We start from the raw sequence: 21,367 nt of genomic DNA, 5'->3' as shown, positions 1-21,367 counted from the left end.
ATGCCGCGCCGGCCTGGGCCTCCGGCAGCCCGAGCACGCCCAAGCGGCCCGCCGAACCGGCTGGCGGCAGACCGCCCGGCCACAGCTGCACACCGAGGCCAAGGAGGAAAGCGGCGCGGGCGGTCCTTCGCCCGCGCCGTGATCCTAGAAACTGAAGACCAGACCGAAATCCACGCCGTTGACGCCATAGCCGCCGGCATCGCCCGCGCCCTGGTCGGCCGAGGTCGCCTCGTTGCTGTAGGCGATGGTGCAGGTGCCGTTGCGATCGTTGCGGATGTGGGCGTAGTCGGCGTAGAGGTAGGTGCGCTTGTCCAGCGTGTGCTGGTAGCCGATGCCCCACTTGCTGCAGACGTTGTCCACCGCGGCGGAATCGCGCCTGTTCCAGGACGCCTTCCACAGCCCCTTCTCGCCCATCGGCACGGTCACGCCGAACAGGTAGCCGGTGTGGTCGTCGTAGAAGCCCAGCGCCGGCGACACCGGCGATTCCACCGTGGTGCGGTCGCGGTAGGCCCATAGCTTGAGCGGCCCGAAGTCGTAGCTGGCCGCGGCCACGTTGACCTTGAGCCGGGTCAGGCCGGGCACGCGGTTCCACCACTCTTCCTCGTGGTCCCAGGTCAGGCTCAGCGGGCCCTGCTTGTAGGCCAGGATCACCGCATACACCGGGCTGCGCGCGTCGTGGTCGCTGACGCCGTTGAGGTTGGGCGTGTAGGCCAGCGTGGCGTTGAGGCCCTTCCAGCTGGGCGTGACATAGGCCACAGCCTCCTCGGCGCGCGAGGTCACCACCTGCAGGGCGCCGCCGGCGGCCACCGAGCGGCCCTGGAACGGGTCGAAGGCCTTGAGCACCGAGGCGCGGCCGCCGTCGATCTTGCCGGCCAGCAGCGTGCCCCACTTGCCGGTCGCGCCCAGCCAGGTGTGGCGGTTCCAGTAGGTGTCGCCGCCGCTGCCGTAGTCGTGCTGCCCGGTGTAGTTGATGCCCAGCTCGGACTCGCCGATCAGGGTGACGCTGTCGTTGAGCGCGTAGGCCAGCTTCAGGCCGACGCGGCTGCCGTCGGAGCCGGCCGCGCTCTGGATGTCGTGTTCGGTGCCGTTGTCGGGCACCAGGCCGTTGCCGCCGCCACGGCCGACATAGCCGATATCCAGGGTGCCGTAAAAGGTGACGCTGGCCTTGCCGTCGCTCCATTTGAGGGCGGAAGCGTCTTCTTGCTGGGCGTGGGCCAGCGGGGCGGCCGACAGGCCGGCCAGCAGGGTGGTCAGGGCGCATGCGGTTCTGCTGTACATCGCGTTCTCTCCGGAAGATGGGCAAAGCGATCCCGTGGCACCGGCGCCAGGGCCGGACCAGGACATGTGGGGGGCGGGGTGTCGTCCGGCGCGCAGGCGCGGACGCAACGCGGGGCCGCCCCGCGTGCGCGGGACGCAAAGACCTCCTCTTCGGCCTGCCGCGTGGGCGGGCCGGGCATGGGTGGGCGGGATGTGGTGGCCCGCGCGCGGTCAGCGGCGCGTGGGCGCGGCGGTCATTCCATTTCGAGCATGAAGTAGAGCCGGGTGCCGATATCGGCCAGCAATCGGTCCTGGTGCCGGGCCAGCTTCAGCCCGGTCAGGCGGCCGATCTTGGACAGGCGGTAGGCGATGGTTTTCTGATGCGTGCCCAGCGACAGCGCGGTGGCCGCCTGCGAGCAGTCGCATTCGAAGAAAGTGCGCAGCGTGCCCAGCAGCATCTGCCGCGACGCGTCGGGTTCGGCCATGAGCTCGCCGAGGATCTCGCGCGTGACCCGACGCACGTCGGCCTCGCTGCGCAGGTTGATCAGCAGGCCGAGCACGCCGCTCTCGCTGTAGGCGGCGACCGCGCCGTTGCGGCGGTAGCGCGCCACTTCCAGCGCGATGGAGGCCTCGCGCAGATGCGAGGGCAGCTCGCGCATGTCCGCGCACGGGCCGCTGAGGCCAGCGGCCAGCGACAGGTGCGGCACGCGCGCGGTGACCTCGCCGATCATGCGCAGCGCCAGCACGCGCAGGCGGCCGGTGTCGCCGGCGCGGCACAGCATGCGCAGCTGGTTGCCGCGCACGCCGTGCAGCAGGCTGGCGCGGCCCAGTTCGCTCTGCTGCACGGCCTCGAGCAGGGCGTCGCGATCCTCCTGGTCCAGGCTGTCACTGTTGAGCGTGGCCAGCAGCACGCAGGCCGGGCCCTTGAGCGCCACGCGCAGCTCGCGCGCGCGGTCCAGCGCGGCGGCGCGCACCTCGTCGCTGCCCTCGAGCAGGTCCCACAGCACTTCCTGCAGGGTCTGGGCGCGGGCGCGGGCCATGTTGCGCCGCTCCAGCAGGTGCATGGCCACGGCCAGGCAGACGTGGCTGAGCACCAGGCGGGTGGACTCGGCCGGCTCGGTGGCGCCGTACCAGGCGATCCAGCCCAGCATCTCGCCGCCGGCCAGGATCGGCTGGGCGTAGAGGTAGCCGTCCTGCAGCGGTTCGAGCACGCCGTTCTCCGGCGTGCCGGCCACGTCGCCGACGATGCGGCGCACGCCTTCGAGCAGGCGCTCGCCGCGCTCGCCCTGGCTGGGGCGGGCGACTTCGACGGCCAGGTCGCGGTCGAGCACGATGATGGTGCCGCCGGTGTGCTGGGCGGTCTCGGTGGCCACCGCGGCGAGCGCGCCGCCGCCGAGCATGGTGTTGACGACCTGCTTCTGGAAACGCGCCGAGTCCTCGATGGCACGGATACGCTGGGCCAGCTCGGTGTTGGCCTCGGCCAGGCGCGCGGCGGCGCGTGCGCGCGACTGCTGCAGGCGGGCGTTGTCGATGGCCAGCGCGGCCAGGCCGGACAGGGCCAGCAGCAGGCCGTGGTCCTGCTCGGTATACAGCGAGGGGCGGCGGCGCCAGACCTCGAGCACGCCGATGATCGCCTCGCGCGCGCGGATCGGCACGGCCAGCGCCGAGCGCACCTTCTCCAGCCGCGCCAGCGGCATGAAGTCCTGGCTGATCGACTCGCTCTCGATGTAATTCTCCACCCCGCACGGCGCATCGGTGGCCAGCGCCTGGCCGGCCACGCCGACGCCGGCGTGCATGCGCAGCTTGGCCGTCTCCACCGAGAAGTGGCCCACGCTGCAGCGCATGACCAGTTCCTCGTCCTCCAGCATCAGCACGCCGCAGATGTCCGAGGCCAGCAGGCGCTTGGTCTCGTGGGTGACCAGCAGCAGGATCTCGTCCAGGTCGGCGCTGCGCAGGATGCGGGTGGCCACGTCCTGCAGCACCTGCAGCTCGTGGGCGTTGCGCGCGGCGCTCTCGTGGCGCTCGGCGATGGCGATGGCCAGGTCGACGTAGCGCGCGGCCAGGGCCATGGTCTGCAGGTCCGGGGCGGTGGCGATGCCCTCGATCCAGGCCACGATGCTGCCGGCGCGCACCGGTAGAGTGAGGCGATCGCCCTGCAGGGTCGGCTCGGACTGCGCATCGCGCGGCGCGGCAGGCCAGCCTTCCTCGCGCGGGGAATCCAGCGCCACGTCCAGCTGGTGCCAGTCGCGCCAGCCCACCGCCGATTGCAGCAGGATGCGGCCGCTGCGCCCGCCGGCCAGTTCGGCCAGGCTGTGCTCGGCCTCGGCGAACACCGCCTGCAGGCCGTTGTCGTGCAGCGCCGACAGCCGCTGGGCGAACAGGTCCAGCCGCGCGATGTCGCCGGCCTGGCCGGCCTGGGGCATCCGGGTCCGCTGGCGCACCACTTTCAGCTCGGGCTTGCTCATCGTCGCCTCCCTCGGTTGCCAGGCCAGGCTCAGCCCTGGGCGGTGGCCTGCTGACCCAGCATCAGCCGGATCAGATCGCGCTGCTCGTGCGGCACGCTGAAGCGGTGCACGCCCAGGCGCAGCAGTTCGCCGGCCAGCTCCGGCAGCACCTGCGCGCCGCAGGCCGCGCCCAGCGGTTCGCCATTGTGCCCCCGGGCCTGCACCAGCGCCTGCACCAGCGCGCGCAGGAACGGGCGCAGCCGTGCGTCCGGCCGCGCGCTGATCGCGCCCTGGGCCACGTAGGCATCCAGCACCGCCCCGGCCACGTTGGGCACCGAGACCGAGCCATAGGCCGAATGCACCAGCTCGTCCATGTCCAGCCAGACCTGGGCGCCGCCGGCCAGCATGGCCGGGGCCTGCTCCAGCGCGGCCACGTTCTGCACCAGCACGCCGGGCTCGACCGCGGCGAAGGACGCGGCCGCCTCGCGGAACAGGCGCCATTCGCCGTCCTCGACCAGACCGCCCAGCAGCACGGTGATGCGGCGCCCGGCGGCGCGCGCGGCCGCGTCCAGGCCGCTGAGCCAGGCGCGGATATAGGCCGGGTTACCCATCGGCAGGAACAGGTGCGGGTCGAACTCTTCCCAGTCCGGCAGCAGCACCCGGGCGCGCGCCGAGGCGACCACCGGGATGCGCACGTGCAGCGGGCGCTGCCCGGCCGCGGCCAGGGCCGGCGCGGCCAGCGCCTGGGCGATGTCGGCCAGCGCCTGTTCGGCCTGGGCGCCGCCGCCGCGGCCGACGTCGCGCACGCGCTGGGCCATGTCCTGCAGCCGGCCCAGGCTGCCGGCGATGTCGGTCAGCGACACCACGCCCAGGCCGGGTGCGGCGCTCGCGCCCAGGCCCTGGCTCCAGACCTGCGCGCCGCTGGCCGCCTCGGCCGCCAGCAGCAGGCGCTCCAGCCCGTCGCTGGCCTGCTCAGGCGCGGCCAGGGCGATGGCCTGCGCATAGACCTCGCCGCTGCCGCCGTCGATGGCGATGGCATCGCCTTCATGCCAGGTGCGGCCGGCGGTGGAGAAGGTGCGCGCATCCGGGTCGATGACCAGCGCCTCGCAGCCGACCACGCAGGGCTTGTCCAGCGCGCGCGAGACCACCGCGGCATGGCTCAGCGCGCCGCCGCGCGCGGTCAGCACGCCTTCGGCGGCGAGCATGCCGCGGATGTCCAGCGGGCTGGTGGTCGGGCGCAGCAGCACGACCTTCTCGCCGGCCGCGGCGCGTTCGGCGGCGCGGTCCGAATCGAGCACCGCGATGCCGCTGGTCTGGCCCGGCGAGGAGCCGATGCCCCGCGCGATCGGCGTGGCCGCGGCCAGCTGGGCCGGATCGAACACCGGCCGCAGCAGCTTGCGCACCTGATCGGCGCTGACCCGGGACACGGCGGTGGCCGCGTCGATCATGCCCTGTTCGACCAGGTCGGCGGCGATGCGCACGGCGGCCTCGGCGGTGCGCTTGGCCGGGCGCACCTGCAGCAGATACAGCGTGCCGGCCTGCACGGTGAACTCGATATCCACCGCGTCGCGGTAGAGCGCCTCCAGCACGTCCGCGTAGCCGTCCAGGCGGCGGCGCAGCTCCTCGTAGCCCGGCTCGTCGCGCGACAGGTCCACCGGCGTGGCGGCGCCGGAGACGATGTCCTCGCCCTGGCGGCCGACCAGGTATTCGCCGTACAGCGCCGGGGTGCCGTCGTTGGGATTGCGCGAGAACGCCACGCCCGAGCCGGAGTCCGCGTCGGCGTTGCCGAACACCATCGCCTGCACGGTCACCGCCGTGCCCAGGTCGTGCGGGATGCCGTGGTGCTCGCGGTAGGCCTTGGCGCGCGGGCTGTCCCAGGAACGGAAGACCGCGGCGATCGCCTCGCGCAGCTGCTCGGCCGGGGCGGTGGCGGTGCTCTCGGCGCCCTGCTCCTCCAGCCAGGTCACCACGGCCTGCTCCAGGGCGGCCAGGTCGAGCGCGCCGGACTCGGCCCGGGCGCGCACCGGCGCCAGCGCCTCGACGAAGTCCTCGCCGTCCAGCCCCAGCACGATCTCCGAATACATCTTCCAGAAGCGCAGCCAGGTGTCGATGACGAAGCGCCGGTCGCTGCCCTGGGCGATCAGCCATTCGGCCGCGGCCGCGTCCAGGCCCAAATTGAGCACGGTGTCCATCATGCCCGGCATGCTGACCTGGGCGCCGGAGCGCACCGAGACCAGCAGCGGCTGCGCGCCGGCACCACCGCCGAAGCGGCGGCCCAGCGTTTCGCCCAGCGCGGCCACGGCCTGATCGACCTGCGCATGCAGGCCGCGCGGCAGGCGCCGGCCGCCCTCGGCGAAGGCGCGGAACGCGTCGGTGCTGACCACGAAGGCCGGCGGCACCGGGATGCCGGCGGCGACCATGCGCGCCAGGCCCGTGGCCTTGCCGCCGAAGCGCCGGCTGTCGCTGGCATCCAGCGCCGCGACGTCCCAGACGAAGGCGTCGGTGTGCATGACGGCGGCCTCAGACATCGCGCGGCCGCCCCACCACGGCCAACACATCCTCGTGGAACTCGAACCAGATGTTGTGCATCGAATCGACCGTGGGCCGGCACACGAACTCGCTCTGGCCCTGGTCGGCCTTGGCCATCGCGCGGGCGAAGCGGTCGGCATAGCGCTGGTAGCGCGGGATGTCGTCGGTGACCTGGCCGAGCGCGCGGATCATGCGCTCGACCAGCTTGGTCATCTTCTCCTGCGCGCGCGCATCGCCGCCTGAGGTCTGCCAGTCCGAGACCGCCTTGATGAACTGCGGATTGAGCGTGGCCTCGAAGCGCTCGTACCAGACGATGATGTCGCCCTGCTCGCGCAGCGGCGCATAGGTCTGCCGATAGAACGCCAGCACCTTGGCGGTGCCGGGTTCCATCAGCAGCCAGGACCCCTCCATCCCCAGCACCGCCTCGGCCTGCGCTTCCTGCGTCAGCGCCTGCTCGACCGACGCCAGCGGCTGCCCGGTGACCTCGGCCACATGGGCGGCCGTGGCCATCTTGCGCAGGTAGATGGCGTTGAGCAGCTCGAAGCGGTCCGCGTCGGGCACCGACGCGGCGGGTGCGGAAGTGTCGGGTAAAGCGTGCATCGCTTCAGCTCCAGAAGTACTTGGACCGGCGCAGGTCGGTGCCCTCGGGGAAGGGCAGATAGCCCTCGCCGGAGAAGATCTTCTGCGGCACCACCGCCTGGGCGAAGCCGCGCTTGTTGATCTCGTAGTAGTAGTTGGCCACGCGCTGGTCGATCTCCCAGAAGTCGTAGTCCACGCACGCCTTCTCGTAGGTCCCGGCCAGGCGCAGGTGCGGCAGGATCATGTCGATGTAGTAGGTGTACATGCCATTGGTGATCAGCTGCCGCCGCGACATCCGCGCCAGCTTGGAGTACAGGCCGAAGGTGGCCTGCTGGATACCCTCCAGGCGCTTGCCCAGGTCCTTGATCGGCACCTGGTAGACCTCCTCCATCGGCGTGTTCCACTTCTCGCGGGCGAACACCGCGCCACCGACGATGGCCTCGATGTAGTTCTTGGGCCGGGTAAAGGTGGTGGAGATGTCGTTGACGCGGATCTCGTCGAGCTTGAGCAACGTCGGGTCGATCACCAGCAGCAGCGAATAGGCGTGCGGCACGCCGTTGGCGTCGCACACGTCGCTCCAGTGATAGATCTCCTCGTTGGTGAACAGGTCGCGGATGATCATCAGCTTGCCGTCGGGCAGCTCGTAGGGGCCGGTATCGCCCAGGCCCAGGCGGTTGTCGAAGTGATCCAGGAACGCCAGCAGCTCGGCCGAGGCGTTGAACTGGGTGAACTGCGCGTGCTGGTCGCTCTCCGGCTCGAACCACTCCACCTGCGAGGCCAGGCGCTCGATCACGTCGGCGTCGTGGATGGCGCAGCGATAGCGATCCTGCGAGTTGAGGATGTAGCCGTCCTGGCGCTTGCCCCACAGCACGCGCTGCATGAACTTGAGGATGGTGTTGCTCTCCTCGACGTAGTCGTTGGGCTTGATCGCCTCCAGCGCCAGCAGGCCGCAGCGGCCCATGCCGAAGCCGACCGCGCCGATGCACCAGTCGTGCACCGCGTTGACCTTGATGCCGATCTCGCGCTTGGCGGTGGCGCCGATCTGCATCACGCCCTCGGCGCCCACCTCGTCGGTGGTCATGCGCAGGATCTCCGGCCAGCGGTAGAACTCGTTCATGAAGGCCAGGATCTCGTATTCCTGGCGCGGGATCATGCCCGACACGCCCTCGGTGGCGCGCATCACCAGCACGTCCCAGATGTTCCAGGCCAGGTAGTTGTTGAGGTCGTTGAGTTCGTCCAGGGTGAACTGGTCGCGCAGCACGTCCTCGCGCGAGACCTTCTCCAGCACGCGGCTCTTGGCGCGGCTACGCATCACGCGGTCGCCGATGATGCCGTCGCGCACCGGCTCCATGCCCTTGAAGTTGCCGACGTAGGTCAGGTCCTGGAACCGCAGGCCGTCGTCGTCGGGGGTGTAGCGCTGCTTGTAGTTGCTCATGTGTGGATCCTCCCGGATACCGGCGATGGGGTCAGGCTTCGACGACGCGGCCGAACTCGGCGTCGGTCACGTCCAGGCGCACGCGCTTGCCTTCCAGGCGCTCGATCATGGCCTTGAAGTGCGCGTCGTTGTCGCCGCCGGTGACGTAGCGGGCATCGCTGTCGAGCAGGTAGGTGGTCATGATGCAAGGCATCTGGAACTCGCGTGACAGGATCCCCAGGTGCGACTCCGGCGCGCCGGACAGGGTGATCACGCCGATGGCGCCCATGCTGATGGCCGGCGAGAGGAAGGTCGTGGTGCCGCCCTGGACCAGCAGGATGTGCTGCTTGAGCTTGCCGCTCTGGATCAGCTTGATCACCGACTGCGGATTGGGCAGGTAGATCACCTCGCCCTCGGGCGACTTCTTGCTCTCGAAGCTGTTGTAACCCTGTGCGATGACACTCATCGTTGTTCCCTCCCAGGAACGCGTATTGGGATCGGCCGCCCGCGAGGGCGTCCTACGAAGTGGGGTGTTTCTTGCCGGCGATGCGGGTGACGGTGGCGCCGCCGTCGGCCGGCGCGGGCGAGGCATGGCCGGCGGCGTCCTGAGCCTGGATGGCGCGGATGGAAGGGGCCAGCCAGGACAGCAGCTCCTGCGGCCAGTGCGCGATGGTCTCGGCCCCGGCGTCGCGCAGCGCGCCGGCCTCGTGCAGGCCCCAGGTCACGCCGATCACGCGCACGCCGCATTCGCGCGCATGCAGGGTGTCGCCGACGGTGTCGGTGACCAGCACGACTTCGTCCGGCGCCAGGCCGCGCGGCGACTTCTCCTCGTAGGCGTCATGGCCCTGGCGGCGCGTGGCATAGGACGGGTCGGCGAGGAACTTGCGGATCGCCTCGCGCTTGTCCGGCTCGATATCGCCGCCGAAGATGTGGGCGAAGTACGACTCCAGCCCCGATTCGCGCACCACCCGCGCGATGGCCTCGGTGCTGTTGGTCGAGACGATGCCCAGCACCATGGTCTGGGCCAGCGTCTTGACCACATCGGCGATGCCCGGCACCAGCGGCGGCGCGTACTCGCGGCGCAGCAGCTCCAGGAAGTGGGCGATGGCCGCATCGCGCTTGGCCTGGTCCGGCACCAGCTTGGCCAGCGAGACGAACATGTTCTCCTTGAACACCGCGAAGTATTCCTCGCGCGTGTCGATGCCCAGCGCGAACTCCCGGTTGGTACGCTCGAACAGCACCCAGGACGACTCCCGCGTCTGCACCAGCGTGCCGTCGAGGTCGAACAGGACGGCGCGCACGGGGGTGGGAGCGTTCATGGGCCTGGGCGTCCTCAAGGCTCAGGCGTGGATCAGGCGGCGGGTGCGCGCATCGGCGTTGAGCCGGGTCAGCGCAGGCAGTTCGAAGAATTCCTGCAGCTCGCCGTAGCCCACCTCGCCATTGACGTCCCAGCGCGCCAGCACGTTGAAGCCCACCGTATTGGCGTAGCACTGCCACGGGAAACTGGTCATGCCCTTGCCGCGCAGCTTCCAGACCCGATCCTCGCTGTCGGTCAGCTCCAGCTCGACGGTGTCGGCATAGCGGTCGACCTTGCGCAGCACCTTGCCCTTGCCGGCCTTGAAGCCGAAGACCTGGCCCCGCTCGACCACATAGCCATGGGTCAGCGACAGCGCGCCATCGTCCACGGCCGGGTCGAAGCCGAAGATCGCGTGCACGGCCAGGTCCTTGGACACGTGCGCATGCAGCCAGGACATGTTGGGCGCGCCGCGCTCCGGGCGCGGGCCCCAGCTGTGGTCCATGGTCGACACGCAGTCGATCGGGATCTGTTCGCCGCGCAGCACCACCTGGCCTTCGAAGTGCCCGCTCTGGTCGAAGTGGCCGTTGTAGGCCGTGCCCCAGGCGAACTTGCCGGCCGCACTGGCGGCGGCCACCATCGGATCCTGCTCCGGATCGTGGATGTCGAAGGGCGGCATGATCGCGCGATAGGTCACGTCGATCTTCAGCTGATCGGCATCGTCGAAGCGGATGTGCCAGGCCATGTTGGGCTCCAGCGTCTTCACCCGCAGGCCGTTGGGCAGGCTGTAGTCGAGCAGGTCGCAGTCGGCCGGCATCGGGATCGAGGCCTGCCAGTCCACGTAGTCCGCTTCCCACGGCGTCACCGCGAAGCGGCTGCTCACGCAGATCGAGGAATTGACCGTGCGCAGCTGGGTGCGGAACAGCGCATAGACGCCGATGTTGATCCCACGCTGCGCATTGTAGAAGCCGAAGTAATTGGTCTCGGCCCACAGCGGCTTGTCGGCGTCGGGGGCGTGGAAGCGGGCGTCTTCGGGCTTGATCATGGGGCAGGCTGCGTACGGTTGCGGCGTGGGATCAGGCTATGGGTTGGCTGCGCGGCTGCACATGGCTGGTGGGGACAAAAACGCGCGCGTGGCTTGCCGTGGTGGATTGTGCTGTGCAGCGTGGGATCGCGTTCTCGCATCGAAAGACAGCGCCGGATTCCCTCGCCCATCGGCAGGCGGCAGCTGATGTCCCTTCTCCCATCGGGAGAAGGTGCCCCGAAGGGGCGGATGAGGGTCCGGGCCAAGCCCGCCCCTTCTTCGACCGCATGAGGCTTCACCCGCGCCCCAACCCCTCTCCCAACGGGAGAAGGGCGCAAAGCTCACAGCGCCAGGTCGTAATGCGCGGTGGTGCGCTCGCGCACATCCTGGGCGCTGACGCCCGGCGCCAGCTCGACCAGCGCGAAGCGCCCGCCGCGCTCGCGCGCGAACACGCACAGGTCGGTGACGATCATGTCCACCACGTCCTGGCCGGTCAGCGGCAGCGTGCATTGGGTCAGGAACTTGGGATCGCCGTTGCGCGCGGTGTGCTCCATCACCACCACGATGCGCTTGACCCCGGCGACCAGGTCCATCGCGCCGCCCATGCCCTTGACCATCTTGCCGGGGATCATCCAGTTGGCGATGTCGCCGGTCTCGGAGACTTCCATCGCGCCGAGTACGGCCAGGTCGATATGGCCGCCGCGGATCATGGCGAAGCTGTCGGAGGAGGAGAAATAGCTGCTCGACGGCAGCTGGCTCACGGTCTGCTTGCCGGCGTTGATCAGGTCGGCATCCACCTCATCCGGATACGGGAACGGGCCGATGCCGAGCATGCCGTTCTCCGACTGCAGGGTGACCTCGATGCCGGCGGGCACGAAGTTGGCCACCAGCGTGGGAATGCCGATGCCCAGGTTGACGTAATCGCCATCGCGCAGCTCGCGCGCGGCGCGCGCGGCCATCTGCTCGCGGGTCCAGGCCATGCTCAGTCCTCCCTGGCGCGGGTGGTGACGAATTCGATCTGCTTCTCGTAGGGCGCACCCACGATCAGGCGTTCGACGTAGAGGCCGGGCAGGTGGATCGCATCTGGGTCCAGCGTGCCGACCGGCACCAGTTCCTCGACCTCGACCACGGTGTAGTGGCTGGCCGTGGCCACCGGCGGATTGAAGTTGCGCGCGGTCTTGCGGAACACCAGGTTGCCGGCGGTGTCGGCCTTCCATGCCTTGACCAGCGACAGGTCGGCGCGGATGCCGCGCTCCATCACATAGCGCTTGCCGTCGAACTCGCGGACCTCCTTGCCCTGGGCCACCTGCGTGCCGACGCCGGTGGCGGTGTAAAAGGCGGGGATGCCCGCGCCGCCGGCGCGCAGGCGCTCGGCCAGCGTGCCCTGCGGGCAGAACTCCACCTCCAGCTCGCCGGACAGGTACTGGCGCTCGAATTCCTTGTTCTCGCCCACGTAGGAGGCGACCATCTTGCGCACCTGGCGCGTGCGCAGCAGCTTGCCCAGGCCCTGGCCGTCGATGCCGGCGTTGTTGGACACGCAGGTCAGGCCCTGCACGCCGGTGTCGCGCAGCGCGTCGATCAGGCGCTCGGGGATGCCGCACAGGCCGAAGCCACCGGCCGCGACGGTCATGCCGTCGAACACCAGGCCCTGCAGCGCCGCCGCGGCGCTGTCGTAGACCTTGCCCATCAATGCTCTCCTGCCTGCGCGAGGAGGCGCCGGGCCTGCTTGAGATGCGGCGCATCGACCATGCGCCCGTCGACCTGCAATGCGCCGGCGCCGGGCGCGGCGGCGAACGCGGCGACGATGCGGCGCGCGTGCGCCACGGCCTGCGCATCGGGGGTGAAGGCGCGGTTGATGATCGGCACCTGCGCCGGATGCAGGGCCAGCATGCCGGTGAAGCCGTCGCGCGCCGCGCGCGCGGCGTAGACGGCCAGGCCGGCCTCGTCCTGCAGCGCCGGATACACCGTGTCGATGGCCGGCACGCCGGCGGCATGCGCGGCGAACAGCGCCAGCGCGCGCACGGTCTGATAAGGCGGCGTGTACTGGCCGTCGGCCTCGCGGCTGGTGGCCGCGCCGATGGCCGCCGGCAGATCCTCGGCGCCCCAGGTCAGCCCGAACAGGCGCTCGGCGACCTGCGCATAGCTGCCCAGCTGGAAGATGGCAGCGGGCGTCTCGGTGGCGATGGGCAGGATCGGCGCGGGCGCATCGCCCAGATGCGTCGCCAGCGCGCGCACCGTGGCCGCGCCTTCGGCCTTGGGCAGCACCAGCGCATCGGCGCCGTGCGCGGCGGCCAGATCGCGCGCCAGGGCCTCGCCATCGATGGGATTGATCCGCACCAGCACCGTGCCGCCCTGCGCGGGCGGGCGCGCCTGCAGGAACGCGGCCACCGCCGCGCGCGCGGCGTCCTTGTTCTCCGGCGCGACGGCGTCTTCCAGGTCCAGGATGATCGCGTCGGCGCCGCTGGCCTGCGCCTTGGCGAAGCGCTCCGGGCGGTCGCCGGGCACGAACATCAGCGAGCGCAGCCTCATGCCGGCGCCTGATCCGAGCGCGTCAGGAGCGCGGTGCGCAGGCATTCGCATACCACCTCGTCGCGCTGGTTGAGCATGCGGTGGCGGAAGGTCACCAGCCCCGCCTCGGGCCGCGAGCGGCTGGGCCGCAGGTCCACCACTTCGGTCTGCGCACGCAGCGTGTCGCCGATGAACACCGGCTTGGGCATCACCACCTTGTCGTAGCCCAGGTTGGCCACCAGCGTGCCCAGCGTGGTGTCGCCCACCGACAGCCCGATCATCAGCGCGAAGGTGAAGGTGCCATTGACCAGGATCTGGCCGAACTCGCTGGCGCGCGCGGCCTCGGCGTCCAGGTGCAGCGGCTGCGGGTTGTGGGTCATGGTGGAGAACAGCAGGTTGTCGGTCTCGGTGACCGTCCTGCGCATCACGTGGTCGATGCGATCGCCGATCGCCCACTGCTCAAAGTGCCGTCCGCCGCTCACGCCGCCTGCTCCTGTTCGATCACCAGCAACACCTTGCCCTCGCTCACCTGCGCGCCGACCTGCACGCTCAGCTCGCGCACCGTGCCGGCGAAGGGCGCCTGCAGGGTCTGCTCCATCTTCATCGCCTCCAGCACCACCAGCGCCTGGCCGCGCGTCACCTGCTCGCCCTGCGCCACCTGCACCGCGACGATGCGTCCGGGCATCGGCGCCAACAGCGCGCCGTCGCCGGTCTCGCCCGCCGCGCCGGCCTCGCCCAGCGTCGGCGCCGCCACCGGCCAGGCCTGGCCGGCGTCGAACAGCAGCTGCGTGCCCTCCACCGTCACCAGCGCGGGCGCCGGGCCGGCATGCCATTGCGCCAGGTGGATCGCCTCGCCCACGCGCACCGCGGCGCGATGCTCGCGCGACGCATTGGCGCGGAAGCCGCGCAGCGCCGTCCACGGGCTGCCGTCCGGCGCCGGCAGCAGCGCAGTGGCGGCCTGGTCCAGCAGCGCCGGCGGCGGCACGGCCGGCGGCAGCAGCGCGTCCAGATGCCGCGCGATGAAGCCGGTATCGACCTGCCCGGCGACGAACTGCGGATGCGCCGCGGTGCGCGCCAGGAACGCCGCATTGGTGCGCACCGGCCACACCTGCACCTGGGCGCAGGCCTGCGCCAGGCGGCGCGCGGCCTGCGCGCGCGTGGGCGCATGGGCGATGAGCTTGGCGATCATCGGGTCGTAGAACGGGCTGACCTCACCACCTTCCTCCACGCCGCTATCCACGCGGATGCCCTCTGGCAGGCGCAGGCGCTCGAGCGGACCGATCGACGGCAGGAAGCCGTTGGACGGGTTCTCCGCGTACAGCCGCGCCTCCATCGCCCAGCCATGGATCGCCAGCTGGTCCTGCGCCAGCGGCAGCGCCTCGCCCGAGGCCACGCGCAACTGCCACTCCACCAGGTCCTGCCCGGTGATCGACTCGGTCACCGGATGCTCGACCTGCAGCCGGGTATTCATTTCCATGAACCAGATCGCGTCGGCGCGCAGGCCCTGCGAGCCATCGGCGATGAACTCGATGGTGCCGGCGCCCACGTAATCCACCGCGCGTGCGGCCTTCACCGCCGCCGCGCACAGCGCCTGGCGCGTGGCCGCATCCATGCCGGGCGCGGGCGCCTCCTCGATCACCTTCTGGTGGCGGCGCTGCAGCGAGCAGTCGCGTTCGAACAGGTGCACCACGTTGCCGTGCGTGTCGCCGAACACCTGCACCTCGATGTGGCGTGGATTGCTGACGTACTTCTCCAGCAGCACGCGGTCGTCGCCGAAGGCCGCGGCGGCCTCGCGCCGGCAGCTGTCCAGCGCGGCGGCGAAGTCGGCCGCCGCATCGACCTTGCGCATGCCCTTGCCGCCGCCGCCGGACACGGCCTTGATCAGCACCGGATAGCCGATGGCATCCGCCTCGCGCTGCAGGCGCGGCGTCGACTGGTCCTCGCCCAGATAGCCCGGCGTGACCGGCACGCCGGCCGCCTGCATGCGCGCCTTGGCCGCGTCCTTGCGCCCCATCGCGCGGATCGACGCCGGCGGCGCGCCCACCCAGACCAGCCCGGCGGCGATCACGGCGTCGGCGAATTCGGCGTTCTCCGACAGGAAGCCGTAGCCGGGATGGATCGCGGCCGCGCCGGTCTGGCGCGCCGCGGCGAGCAGCTTGTCGGCGGACAGATAGCTCTCGCGCGCCGGCGCCGGGCCGATGCACACGGCCTGGTCGGCCTCGCGCACGAACGGCAGGCCGGCATCGGCCTCGGAGTACACGGCGATGGTGCGCACGCCCAGGCGCTGGGCGGTGCGCAGGATGCGGCGGGCGATCTCGCCGCGGTTGGCGATCAGCAGGCTCTCGATCATGGGACTCTCCTGGCGATCACATGCGGAACACGCCGAAGCGTGCGGCCTGCGGAATGGGTGCGTTCAAGGTGGCCGAGAACGCCAGCCCCAGCACGTCGCGGGTCTGCGCCGGGTCGATGATGCCGTCGTCCCACAGGCGCGCGGTGGCGAAGTAAGGATTGCCCTCGCGCTCGTAGACCTCGCGGATGGGCGTCTTGAAGGCCTCCAGCTGCTCGGGCGTCCAGCTGGCCGCGTCGCGGTGCACGGTGGCCAGCACCGAGGCGGCCTGCTCGCCGCCCATCACCGAGATGCGCGCATTGGGCCAGGTGAACAAAAAGCGCGGACTGTAGGCACGCCCGCACATGCCGTAGTTGCCCGCGCCGAAGCTGCCGCCGATCAGCACGGTGATCTTGGGCACGCTGGCGGTGGCCACCGCGGTGACCAGCTTGGCGCCGTGCTTGGCGATGCCCTCGGCCTCGTACTTGCCGCCGACCATGAAGCCGGAGATGTTCTGCAGGAACAGCAGCGGCACCCGGCGCTGGCAGGCCAGTTCGATGAAGTGCGCGCCCTTCTGCGCGCTTTCGGAGAACAGCACGCCGTTGTTGGCCAGGATCGCCACCGGGATGCCCCAGATGCGCGCGAAGCCGCACACCAGCGTGGCGCCGTACAGCGGCTTGAACTCGTGCAGCTCCGAGCCATCGACCAGGCGCGCGATCACCTCGTGCACGTCGTAGGGCGCGCGCACGTCCTGCGGAATGATCGAGTACAGGTCCTCGGCCGGCAGGCGCGGCGGCCGCGGCGGCTGCAGGTCGATGTCCACTGTCTTGGGATGGTTGAGCGTGGCCACGATCTGGCGCACCAGCAACAGCGCGTGTTCGTCGTCCTCGGCCACGTGGTCGACCACGCCCGAGCGCCGGCCGTGGGTGTCGGCGCCGCCCAGCTCCTCGGCCGAGATCTCCTCGCCGGTGGCCGCCTTCACCAGCGGCGGGCCGGCCAGGAAGATCGTGCCCTGGCCGCGCACGATGATGGTCTCATCGCTCATCGCCGGCACGTAGGCACCGCCGGCGGTGCAGCTGCCCATCACGCAGGCGATCTGGGCGATGCCCTTGGACGACATCTGCGCCTGGTTGTAGAAGATGCGGCCGAAGTGCTCGCGGTCGGGGAACACCTCGGACTGGTGCGGCAGGTTGGCGCCGCCCGAATCGACCAGGTAGATGCACGGCAGGTGGTTCTCCAGCGCGATCTCCTGCGCGCGCAGGTGCTTCTTGACCGTCATCGGGAAGTAGGCGCCGCCCTTCACCGTCGAATCGTTGGCCAGGATCATCACCTCGCGCCCGCTGACCCGGCCGATACCGCCGATCACCCCGGCGCCGGGCGCGCTGTCCTCGTACATGCCGTTGGCCGCCAGCGCGCCGATCTCCAGGAAGGGCGAGCCCGGGTCGAGCAGGCGGTTGACCCGTTCGCGCGGCAGCAGCTTGCCGCGGGCCAGGTGGCGCTCGCGCGCCTGCGCCGAGCCGCCCAGGGCGGCGCTGGCCACGCGCTCCCGCAGCTGCTGGGCCAGGGCGCGGTTGTGCTGGGCATTGGCTTGGCTGGAGGCGGCGTCCAGGTCGATCAGGCTGGTGAGGACAGTCACATCGGGTCTCGTGTTGCGAAACGTGCGGGCACGCGCAGGGTGGCAGCGGCGCGAGGCAAGACGCATCGCGCACTGCACAACGAACGCATCGATGCCCGGCCTGGCGGCGCCGGGCGTGGCCGCCCTCAGGCGGCCTTGCGCCCCGCGTCGCTGGCCTGCGCGCGATTGATGGCCAGGGTCTGCACCGCAGTGTATTCGGCCAGGCCTTCCAGCGCGTTCTCGATGCCGATGCCGGACTGCTTGCGCCCGCCGAAGGCCACGTGCGGGGAGAAGGTGTGGATCTCGTTGATCCACACCGTGCCGGCGTCGATGCGCTCGGCCACCTTGCGCGCGGCCTCCACGTCGCGCGACCAGACCGAGGCGGCCAGGCCGTATTCGGTGTCGTTGGCGCGCGCGACCACCTCGTCCACGTCCTTGAACTTCAGCAGCGGCAGCACCGGGCCGAAGGCCTCCTCGCGCACCACGCGGCTGTCGTCGGGCGGGTTGTCGATCAGGGTGATCGGCACCAGGTAGCCGGGCTGGTCGGGGATGTCGCCGCCGAGCAGGAAGCGCAGCTTGTTGGCCTTGGCGTCGGCCAGCAGGTTCTTGAGCTTTTCGAACTGCATGCGGTTCTGGATCGGGCCCAGCTGGGTCTGCGGCAGCGCGCCGTCGCCGACCTGCACGGTCCTGGCGTAGGCCACCAGGGCCTTGGCCAGGTCGTCGTAGATGTCCTCGTGCACGTACAGGCGCTTGGCCGCCACGCAGAACTGCGCGCTGTTCTGGAAGCTCGCCCAGAACAGCTTCTCGGCCACCTCCTCCACGTCCACGTCCGGCAGCACGATGGCCGGGTCGTTGCCGCCCAGTTCCAGGGTGATGCGCTTGAGGTTGCCCGAGGCCGATTCCATGATCTTGCGCCCGGTCGCGGTCGAGCCGGTGAAGCTGACCTTGGCGATGTCCGGGTGCGCGGTGATCCAGGCGCCCAGTTCGTTGCCGCCGGAGACGATGTTGAGCACGCCGTCGGGCAGCACGCCGCGCAGCAGCTCGCCCAGCTTGAGCGTCGTCAGCGGGGTGTAGGGCGAGGGCTTGAGCACCATGGTGTTGCCGGCCACCAGCGCCGGGGCGATCTTCCAGATCGCCAGCAGCACCGGGAAGTTCCACGGGGTGATGCCGCCGACCACGCCCAGCGGCACGCGGCGTGTCTCCACCCGGCGCGTGCCGGTGTCCTCGACCACGTGCAGCGGCAGCTCCTGCTTGGCGATCTCGTGGCACCAGATCGCCGCGCCGCCGATCTCCCATTCGGCGCCCTGGCGCGCCTTGCCCTGCTCCAGGGTGAGCAGCTTCATGAAGTCCTCGGCGTGGCGCTCGATCGCATCGCCGATGCGCGCGACGTAGCGCTGGCGCTCGGCCAGCGGCAGCGCGCTCCACGCCGGGAAGACGCGCTTGGCCGCGGCCACCGCGGCATCGAGCTGGTCGCGGCTGGCGTCGGGCACGCGCGCGATCACCTGCTCGTTGGCCGGGTTGATCACCTCCAGCGTCGCGGCCGAGGTCGCGGCCTGGCCGTCGATGGTCAGGGTGTAGTCCTTGAAGAAGTCGATGGGCATGGCAGGTCACCTCATGCGGGTAGGGGTGCGGAACGGGAAGGAGCGTCGTCAGGCGATGTCGGCCAGCGCACGGCGCATCAGCTTGCCGGTGCTGGTCTTGGGCAGGTCGTGGACGAAGCGCACCGAGCGCGGCACCTTGTAGGCGGCCAGGTGGCGGCGGCAGTGGCTCAGCAGCGTGGCCTCGTCCAGGGCCGCGCCCTGACGGCGCACGACGAAGGCCACGGCGATCTCGCCCTTCTCCTCGTCGGGAAAGCCGGCCACGGCGGTCATCACCACGTCCGGGTGCATGGCCACCACCTGCTCCAGCTCGGCCGGGTACACGTTGTAGCCGGCGGTGATGATCATGTCCTTCTTGCGGTCGACCACGAACAGATAGCCGTCGGCGTCGGCGTAGGCGATGTCGCCGGTGGCCAGCCAGCCCTGCGCGTCCAGCGCCTGCGCGGTGGCGGCCGGGTTGTTGTAGTAGCCGGTGGTGACCAGCGGGCCGCGCACCAGCAGCTCGCCGGGCGTGCCGGGCGCGGCATCGCGGCCGGGTTCGTCCAGGTCGGCGATGCGCGCCTGCATGCCGGGAAACGGCAGCCCGATCGAGCCGGGCCGCGGCGCCCAGTACGGCGAATGGCTGGTGGCCGGCCCGGCCAGCTCGGTCATGCCCCACAGCTCCAGCAGCGGGCAGCCGAACCTGCGCACCACCGCCTCGAGCTTGGCCACCGGCATGGTCTGCCCGCCCACCGTGCAACGGGTCAGGCTGGACAGATCGGCGCTGCCGAGGTCGGCGTGCGCCAGCAGCTGGTAGTACATGGTCGGCACGCCTTCGAACAGCGTCACCCGCTCGCTGGCGATCAGCGCCAGCGCCGTGCCGGGGTCGAACTTCGGCGTGGCCACCAGCCGCGTGCCGGCCAGGAACATCGCGTTCATCACGATGTTGCCGTACACGTGCGGGAAGGGCAGGCAGGACAGCACCACGTCGTGCTCGTGGCGCACGTGCACGGTGGCCGTGCCGGACAGGCTGGCGAACAGGCAGCGATGGGTCAGCATCGCGCCCTTGGGCTTGCCGGTGGTGCCGGAGGTGTAGCCGATGGTGAACAGATCCTCTGGGTCGCGTTCCACCGGCAGCCGGTAGACGCCGTCCAGGACCTCGTCGAAGGAATGCGCGCCCTCGGCCCGGCCCAGCGCGATGCGGAGCACCGCCGCGTCCAGGCTCACCGCCGCGTTGCGCTCGGCCGGCAGGATCACCGCCACCGCCTGCGCATCGCTGGCCATGTAGGACACCTCCTGCGCGCTGAGCAGGATGTTCGCCGGCACCACCACCGCGCCGAGCCGCGCGATGGCGTGGTAGGCGGCGATCCACTGCCAGCCATTGGGCAGATACAGCACCACCCGATCGCCGGCACCGACGCCCAGCGCCGCCAGCCCCCCGGCGAAGCGCCCGGCCAGGTCGTCGAGCTGGCCGTAGGTGTACTGGCCCTCGCCGGGCAGGGTCAGCGCCACGCGCTGGCCGAAACGTTCGGCCGCCGCGCGCACCAGATGGGTCATGGTCGGCCGCAGCATGGCCTTCAGGCTCCCGCGCCCTCGGGGATCAGCACCGCCTTGAGCACCTCGCCGGATTCGGAGGCGTGCGCGGCCGCGTCGATCTGCGACAGCGGGTACTTGCGGATCAGCCGGTCGAACGGGAAGCGGCCCTGCTTCCACAGGTCCACCAGCTGCGGGATGAACACGTCCGGCACGCTGTCGCCCTCGATGATGCCGCGCACCGTGCGGCCGAACAGCAGGCCGTTGATGTCCAGCGAGACCTCGGTGCCCAGCGGCGCCACGCCGATGATCCCGCACACGCCGGTCAGGCGCAGGCTGTCCACCGCCTGGCGCAGCACCTTGGGCAGGCCGGTGCATTCGAGCGAGTACTGCACGCCCTCGCCGGTGATGGCCTGGATCGCGGCGACCGCGTCCTCGCGGCCGTTGATCGCATGCGTGGCGCCCAGTTCCCTGGCCAGGGCCAGGCGGCCTTCGTTGAGGTCCACCGCGATGATCGTGGTGCAGCCCACCACCTTGGCCGCCATCACCGCGGCCAGGCCGACCGAGCCGGCGCCGAAGATCGCGATCGAGGTGCCCGCGCCGGGCTTGAGCGCGTTGATCACCGCGCCGGCGCCGGTCTGGATGCCGCAGCCCAGCGGACCCATGATCTCCACCGGCACATCGTCGGGGATCTTCACCACGTTGCGCTCGGTCGCCAGGGCGTATTCGCCGAAGGAGGACTGGGCGAAGAAGTAGGCGCTCACGCGCTGGCCGTGCGCATCGCAGCACGGGCTGGAGCCATCCGGACGGCCGCCGCTGAAGTTGCGCCCGTACAGGTCCGGGCAGTAGCCGTACAGGCCCTTCTGGCAGTTCGCGCAGACCCCGCAGCTGGCATAGCTGAGCACCACGTGGTCGCCCGGCTTGACCTTGGTCACCCCCGCGCCGACCTGTTCGACCACACCCGCGCCCTCGTGCCCGAGCACGGCCGGCAGCGGCGTGGGGAAGTACTGGTCGCGCACCACCAGATCGGTGTGGCACATGCCCACGCCCAGGATCCGCACCAACACTTCGTTGTCGCGCGGCGCCTCCAGCTGGATCTGCTCGATGGCGAAGCTGCCGCCCTGCTCCCGCACCACTGCCGCCTTCATCGTGACCATCGATCAAGCTCCGTCGAGATGGCCGGGCAGCGCCCGACCGTGGCAGGCACGCTACAAAGAAGGCCTGCCGCCCGACACGGCCGGCGGGGACAAAGAACCGCGGCCGGCCT

General features: G+C 70.7%; 17 protein-coding genes. All 17 read right to left on the bottom strand.

Annotated features, from left to right (window positions below):
• Positions 1-144: 144 nt before the first annotated feature.
• Positions 145-1,278 carry a porin gene (locus MWN52_RS00180; protein ID WP_130524120.1) on the bottom strand — a complete coding sequence of 378 codons (1,134 nt, stop codon included), beginning with the start codon at positions 1,276-1,278 and terminating at the stop codon, positions 145-147.
• A 233-nt stretch (positions 1,279-1,511) separates the two neighbouring features.
• Complete coding sequence (locus MWN52_RS00175; protein ID WP_130524121.1) at positions 1,512-3,722, bottom strand: helix-turn-helix domain-containing protein; 2,211 nt, start codon at positions 3,720-3,722, stop codon at positions 1,512-1,514.
• 29 nt (positions 3,723-3,751) lie between these two features.
• The gene (locus MWN52_RS00170; RefSeq protein WP_286575971.1) at positions 3,752-6,229 is read right to left on the bottom strand and encodes a pyruvate, phosphate dikinase; all 2,478 of its coding nucleotides are present in this window, start codon (positions 6,227-6,229) and stop codon (positions 3,752-3,754) included.
• Positions 6,222-6,830: a hypothetical protein gene (locus tag MWN52_RS00165; protein ID WP_286575970.1), complete on the bottom strand. Its 609-nt coding sequence runs from the start codon at positions 6,828-6,830 to the stop codon at positions 6,222-6,224. Before MWN52_RS00165 ends, MWN52_RS00170 begins: the two co-directional genes overlap by 8 nt.
• A 4-nt stretch (positions 6,831-6,834) precedes the next feature.
• Positions 6,835-8,244 carry a hypothetical protein gene (locus MWN52_RS00160; RefSeq protein WP_286575969.1) on the bottom strand — a complete coding sequence of 470 codons (1,410 nt, stop codon included), beginning with the start codon at positions 8,242-8,244 and terminating at the stop codon, positions 6,835-6,837.
• Positions 8,245-8,275: 31 nt separating this feature from the next.
• Entirely contained in the window at positions 8,276-8,689 is a 414-nt protein-coding gene (locus MWN52_RS00155) for a PEP-utilizing enzyme (RefSeq protein WP_130524124.1), read from the bottom strand.
• A 52-nt stretch (positions 8,690-8,741) separates the two neighbouring features.
• A complete protein-coding gene (locus MWN52_RS00150) occupies positions 8,742-9,542 on the bottom strand; it encodes an HAD family hydrolase (protein WP_130524125.1) in 801 nt (266 codons plus the stop codon).
• A gap of 21 nt (positions 9,543-9,563) precedes the next feature.
• Positions 9,564-10,562 (bottom strand): DUF7064 domain-containing protein, encoded by a 999-nt coding sequence (locus tag MWN52_RS00145; protein WP_286575968.1) that lies wholly within the window; start codon positions 10,560-10,562, stop codon positions 9,564-9,566.
• A gap of 320 nt (positions 10,563-10,882) precedes the next feature.
• Positions 10,883-11,521: a 3-oxoacid CoA-transferase subunit B gene (locus MWN52_RS00140; RefSeq protein ID WP_130534204.1), complete on the bottom strand. Its 639-nt coding sequence runs from the start codon at positions 11,519-11,521 to the stop codon at positions 10,883-10,885.
• Positions 11,522-11,523: 2 nt separating this feature from the next.
• The gene (locus MWN52_RS00135) at positions 11,524-12,228 is read right to left on the bottom strand and encodes a CoA transferase subunit A (protein ID WP_286575967.1); all 705 of its coding nucleotides are present in this window, start codon (positions 12,226-12,228) and stop codon (positions 11,524-11,526) included.
• Complete coding sequence (locus MWN52_RS00130) at positions 12,228-13,070, bottom strand: HpcH/HpaI aldolase/citrate lyase family protein (RefSeq protein ID WP_286575966.1); 843 nt, start codon at positions 13,068-13,070, stop codon at positions 12,228-12,230. Before MWN52_RS00130 ends, MWN52_RS00135 begins: the two co-directional genes overlap by 1 nt.
• Positions 13,067-13,531, bottom strand: a complete 465-nt coding sequence (locus tag MWN52_RS00125; RefSeq protein ID WP_286575965.1) for a MaoC family dehydratase — start codon at positions 13,529-13,531, stop codon at positions 13,067-13,069. The genes MWN52_RS00130 and MWN52_RS00125 overlap by 4 nt, the downstream gene beginning before the upstream one ends.
• A complete protein-coding gene (locus MWN52_RS00120; protein ID WP_286575964.1) occupies positions 13,528-15,399 on the bottom strand; it encodes an acetyl/propionyl/methylcrotonyl-CoA carboxylase subunit alpha in 1,872 nt (623 codons plus the stop codon). The genes MWN52_RS00125 and MWN52_RS00120 overlap by 4 nt, the downstream gene beginning before the upstream one ends.
• 16 nt (positions 15,400-15,415) lie before the next feature.
• Positions 15,416-17,011: a carboxyl transferase domain-containing protein gene (locus MWN52_RS00115; protein WP_286575963.1), complete on the bottom strand. Its 1,596-nt coding sequence runs from the start codon at positions 17,009-17,011 to the stop codon at positions 15,416-15,418.
• A 125-nt stretch (positions 17,012-17,136) separates the two neighbouring features.
• Complete coding sequence (locus MWN52_RS00110; protein ID WP_286575962.1) at positions 17,137-18,591, bottom strand: aldehyde dehydrogenase family protein; 1,455 nt, start codon at positions 18,589-18,591, stop codon at positions 17,137-17,139.
• A gap of 48 nt (positions 18,592-18,639) precedes the next feature.
• The gene (locus tag MWN52_RS00105; RefSeq protein ID WP_286575961.1) at positions 18,640-20,139 is read right to left on the bottom strand and encodes an AMP-binding protein; all 1,500 of its coding nucleotides are present in this window, start codon (positions 20,137-20,139) and stop codon (positions 18,640-18,642) included.
• Between the two features lie 5 nt (positions 20,140-20,144).
• Positions 20,145-21,257 (bottom strand): NAD(P)-dependent alcohol dehydrogenase, encoded by a 1,113-nt coding sequence (locus tag MWN52_RS00100; RefSeq protein ID WP_130532236.1) that lies wholly within the window; start codon positions 21,255-21,257, stop codon positions 20,145-20,147.
• Positions 21,258-21,367: the final 110 nt, after the last annotated feature.

It is taken from the genome of Pseudoxanthomonas winnipegensis (assembly GCF_030322905.1).
GTDB classification, from domain to species: Bacteria; Pseudomonadota; Gammaproteobacteria; order Xanthomonadales; family Xanthomonadaceae; genus Pseudoxanthomonas_A; species Pseudoxanthomonas_A winnipegensis.
Note: the sequence above shows the minus strand (reverse complement) of the source record. Positions and strands in the feature narration are given on the sequence as shown.